Source organism: Rhizobacter sp. (assembly GCF_031412075.1).
In the GTDB taxonomy this organism is placed as follows: Bacteria; Pseudomonadota; Gammaproteobacteria; order Burkholderiales; family Burkholderiaceae_C; genus Rhizobacter.
This window is the reverse complement of the sequence record NZ_JANOCG010000179.1, coordinates 1-4,495: the sequence shown is the minus strand read 5'-3', so window position 1 is coordinate 4,495 and position 4,495 is coordinate 1. Positions and strand designations below refer to the sequence as shown.

Annotated in this window: 4 protein-coding genes and 1 pseudogene; 4 read left to right on the top strand and 1 reads right to left on the bottom strand. The window is 65.8% G+C overall.

Annotated elements, in window-relative coordinates; translation table 11 throughout:
* Positions 1 to 179 (bottom strand): family 1 glycosylhydrolase (locus RMO40_RS06250; protein WP_309717843.1); only part of this gene is annotated, 179 nt, incomplete at its 3' end.
* Positions 180 to 338: 159 nt separating this feature from the next.
* Here RMO40_RS06250 and RMO40_RS06245 point away from each other — a divergent pair.
* From RMO40_RS06245 to RMO40_RS06230, 4 genes and pseudogenes are all read left to right on the top strand, one after another.
* A complete protein-coding gene (locus RMO40_RS06245; RefSeq protein WP_309717840.1) occupies positions 339 to 1,406 on the top strand; it encodes a substrate-binding domain-containing protein in 1,068 nt (355 codons plus the stop codon).
* Positions 1,407 to 1,590: 184 nt separating this feature from the next.
* Positions 1,591 to 2,835, top strand: coding sequence for an extracellular solute-binding protein (locus RMO40_RS06240; RefSeq protein WP_309717837.1), 1,245 nt, complete (start codon positions 1,591 to 1,593; stop codon positions 2,833 to 2,835).
* A gap of 43 nt (positions 2,836 to 2,878) precedes the next feature.
* Positions 2,879 to 3,907 (top strand): ABC transporter permease subunit, encoded by a 1,029-nt coding sequence (locus RMO40_RS06235; protein ID WP_309717834.1) that lies wholly within the window; start codon positions 2,879 to 2,881, stop codon positions 3,905 to 3,907.
* Between the two features lie 2 nt (positions 3,908 to 3,909).
* Positions 3,910 to 4,495, top strand: a pseudogene (locus RMO40_RS06230) (carbohydrate ABC transporter permease); the annotation flags it as partial.

The following is a 4,495-nucleotide window of genomic DNA, read 5'->3' as shown; positions in this document are numbered from 1 at the left end:
TAGGAGTCGCAGGCGCGGTCGCCGGTGTCGCCGTTCACCACCCGGCCGGGTGTCTTGGCGAAGGTGTCCCAGATGCTGGGCGTGCGGCCGTCGACGTCGGCGCTGCCCTCGATCTGGTAGGCGGAAGTGGCTGTGCCCCACAAGAAGCCAGGGGGGAAATGAAAGTCGGTTGGTTGCATGGGAGGAACGATATCGAGCCATGCAAGCGCTTGCAAGAGTTCAGGCTAGCCAATCTTGCGAAGAGCATGAGGGGAACCGAGTGGTTGCCTATGACGGCCCGGTGTGTCGGCCCGCATAAGCAAGCGCTATCATCATTCATCCCCGACTTGTGGCAACCCATGGCCTCGAACATCACTCTCGAAGAAGTCGCCAGCCTCGCCGGCGTCTCCACGAGCACCGTCTCGCGCTACCTGAGCGGCACCCACTTCGTGGCCGAAGACAAGGCCGTCGCCATCGAGAACAGCATCCAGCAGCTCAACTACCGGCCCAACCTGGTGGCGCGCGGGCTGGCCAAGGGCCGCACGATGACGGTGGGCGTGCTGACGCAAGAAATCGTCAGCTCCTTCTTCAACGAAGTGATGCGCGGCGTGGAAGACGGCCTGCTCGGCCACCAGTACGACGCCATCTTCGCCAGCACGCACTGGGAGCCAGACGACGAGGTGAATCGCCTCGTCTCGCTGGAGGGGCGGCGCGTGGACGGCATGATCCTCATCCACCCCGGCATCGACGCCGCCACGCTCGAGCGGCATGCCGACACGGTGCCGATGGTCGTGCTTGGCCGCAAGATCGAGTCGCGCAAGCTGCACTCCCTCGCCTTTGACCACTACGAAGGCGCGCAGCAGGCCATGCAGCACTTGCTCGAGCTCGGCCACCGTCGCATCGCCTTCATCAGCGGCCCCGCGGGTCGCTTCGACGCCGACGACCGCCTCAAGGCCTACACCGAAGCGCTCCAGTTGGCCGGCATCGGCTTCGATCAGCGCCTCGTCGCACCGGGTAACTATGTGGAGCCGGGCGGCTTGGCCGCCATGAACACGCTGCTCGATCGAGGCCTGCCTTTCTCCGCCGTGTTTGCCGCCAATGACGATTCGGCTTATGGCGCGATGCTGGCGCTGCATCGCCGCCAATTGCGCGTGCCCGACGACGTTTCCATCGTGGGCTTCGACGACATCGGGCACTCCGCGTACTGCGTGCCACCGCTCACTTCGGTAAAGCAGCCGCTGCGCGAGCTGGGGCGCGAGGCGGCCAACGCCATCGTCGCGCTGATTGAGGGGCGCAAGCCCCCGCGCGGCCCACTCGCCAGGCTCGAGCTGATGGTGAGGGAATCCACGCGCGCGCTGCCCGCCCACCCCGCAGATGCTGTCGCGCCTGCGCCCGCCACCGGCCGGCGCCCTCCCGTGCGCCGGTAAAACGCAGGCAAAGCCGCTGCGCAGCCCGGGTAACGCGCTTCCAACCCGCCCGCCTGCCAAATCTTGCTTTTCCGGTGGGGGTTCGTCCGCAGTGACACACCACCAAGGTGACTTCTAAACTGCTGTGCAAGCGCTTGCATGAACTCTCTTTCATGCAGGCGATTGCCACCGCAACGGAGAAACCATGAAATTCGTCACACGCCTCGGCCTTGTTGCCGCCATGAGCTTCGGCTCGTTCGCCCTCCATGCCCAGACGGTCCTCACCGTATCCTCCTTCAAGGACCTCGACCGCTCGGTGCAGGCTGCCATCCCGCTGTTCAAGAAAGTGCGGCCCGACGTCGAGATCAAGCTGGTCGCCCTCGGCTACGCCGACCACCACAACGCGATGACCACGGCGCTGGCGACCGGTGCCAACCTGCCCGACGTGATGGGCCTGGAAATCGGCTTCGTGGCCAAGTTCGCCGAGGGTGGCGGCCTGGAAGACCTCTCGAAGGCGCCCTACAACGCCAATGCACTGACCGACAAGTTCTTCAAGTTCGCGGCGGCCCAGGCCACCAGCCGCGGTGGCGTGCGCGCCGCCATGCCGGCCGACATCGGCCCCGGCGCACTCTTCTACCGCAAGGACCTGATGGACAAGGCCGGCATCACCGAGGCCGATCTCACCAAGTCGTGGGACTCCTTCATCGAGTCCGGCAAGACGCTCAAGGCCAAGACCGGTGCCTACCTGATCCCCCACGCCGCCGCCATCAAGGACATCATCCTTCGCTCGGGCCTGAAAGACGGCGAAGGCATCTACTTCGACGGCAAGGGAGCCGTGCTCGTCGAGTCACCCCGCTTCGTGATGGCCTTCGAGACGGCCAAGCGCGCCCGCGCCGCCGGCATCGACGCCAAGGTCGGCGCCTGGAGCAACGAGTGGACCGAAGGCTTCAAGCGCGGCACCGTCGCCAGCGAAATGATGGGCGCCTGGCTCGCCGGCCACCTGAAGAACTGGATCGCGCCCGAGACCCGCGGCCTGTGGCGCTCGGCCGGCCTGCCGGGTGGCGTCAACGCCTCGTGGGGCGGCTCGTTCTACGCCATTCCCAAGGGCGCGAAGAACAAGGAGCTGGCCTGGGAATTCGTGAAGTTCATGTCGACCAACCGTGAGGTGCAGATCGCCGCGTTCCGCGAGCTCGACGCCTTCCCCGCGCTCATCGAGGCCACCAACGACCCGTTCGTCGAGCGCCCGGTCGAGTTCCTCGGCAACGAACCCGCCCGCAAGCAGTGGAAAGCCACCGCACAGATGATCCCTGCCGTCGCCGTCGACCGCCTCGACCAGGTGGCGGCCGAGGTCATCACCGCCGAGTTCGACAAGGCGATCGAACAAGGCAAGGACGTGAAGCTGGCCCTGGCCGACGCCCGCAAGGCCATCGAGCGGCGCATCCGCCGCTGAGATGCCGCGGCTGCGCCCTCTGCAAAGACCCCGACTGGCCTCCATGAGCGCTGTTCTTTCACCCGTGCAAGACCCGGCGCCGCGGCGCGCGCGCCGGCTGAAGCCATGGCACTGGATGCCGTATGTCTTCGTCGCCCCGTTCTTCGTGCTCTTCCTGAGCTTCGGGCTCTTCCCTTTGATCTTTTCGGCCTACGCCTCGTTCTTCCGCTGGGAGATCGCGGCGGGCCTGTCGGGCATGAAATGGGAAGGCTGGGGCAACTACGTCTTCGTGCTGCAGCTCGACGGTCTGCCCTGGCGCGAGTTCTTCAGCGGCAGCTTCTGGTCGGAGCTCTATGCGCGTGACTTCTGGCGCGCCATGGCCAACACCTTCTGGCTGGGCTTCGTGGCCGGCGTGCCCCAGCACCTGGTGGCGATTCCGCTCGCGTACTTCATCCACACCCGCTTTCGCCGCATCCGCAACCCGGTGATCTCGATGTACTTCCTGCCGTACATCACCAACACCGTGGCGATCACGCTGGTGTTCTCTTCGCTCTTCTCGCGCGACTTCGGTGTCATCAACCAGGTGCTCACCGGCCTAGGCAACTGGCAGGTGTTCGGTGTGCACCCGCTGGCATGGCTCTTCCCGACGCAAAACGTCGACTGGGGCCGCCCTGAGTACACCCGCCCCATCGTCGCCTTCATCGTGTGGTGGCGCTTCGTCGGCTGGAACACCGTGCTCTACCTCTCGGCCCTGCAGACGATCCCAAAAGACCTCTACGAAGCGGCCACCGTCGACGGCGCCGGCACCTGGCAGCAGTTCCGCTACATCACGATCCCGCTGCTGAGGCCCATGATGCTTTTCGCCATCACGCTCACCATCATCGGCAACCTGCAGCTGTTCGAGGAGCCCTTCATCCTCACGGGCGGCGGCGGTGGCGTCGGCCAGGTGGCCGAGACGGTGGCCATGCAGATGTACAAGGTCGGCCTCACCGACGGCGACTTCGGCACCGCCTCCGCCGTGGCCTGGCTCATGTTCGTGGTCATCGCCGCGCTCACCTGGCTCAACAACAAGTACCTCGGGCGCAAGGACTGAGCATGTCGCCCACCACCCTCACCCCCTCGATGACTGCCATGGCCCTCGCTGAACAAGCCCAGCCTCGACACCACCGGCCCGGGCGCTTCGCGCCATCGCAATGGCTGCCCCACGCCCTGGTGCTGCTCGGGGCGCTCGTCATGCTCGCGCCCTTCTACTTCATGTTCGTCTTCGCCACGCACACCAACACCGAGATCCTCTCGGTGCCGCCGCCCCTGTGGTTCGGCTCGGCGCTGATCGACAACCTCAACGAGCTCGTCGCACAGCGCCCACTCTTCTGGCGCAGCGTGGGCCTGTCCCTCTGGATCGCCAGCGCCTCCACCGTGCTCAACCTGTTCTTGTGCTCGCTCGGCGGCTACGGCTTCGCGATGTACGAGTTCCCGGGCCGCGACAAGCTCTTCGCTGCGCTGATGGCGACCATGCTGCTGCCGGCCTTCGTCGGGATGATCCCCTACGTGCTGATGATGAAAGAGCTGGGCTGGCTCAACAGCACACGCGCTCTCATCATCCCGGGCGCCTGTTCGGCCTTCGGCATCTTCCTGATGCGGCAGTACATCGGTTCGGCCGTGCCGCGCGAGCTGGTCGAGG

Excerpts from the sequence above, each read along its gene's own strand:
- RMO40_RS06240 (WP_309717837.1), top strand. The coding sequence starts at position 1,591 with ATGAAATTCGTCACACGCCTCGGCCTTGTTGCCGCCATGAGCTTCGGC.
- RMO40_RS06245 (WP_309717840.1), top strand. The coding sequence starts at position 339 with ATGGCCTCGAACATCACTCTCGAAGAAGTCGCCAGCCTCGCCGGCGTC.
- RMO40_RS06235 (WP_309717834.1), top strand. The coding sequence starts at position 2,879 with ATGAGCGCTGTTCTTTCACCCGTGCAAGACCCGGCGCCGCGGCGCGCG.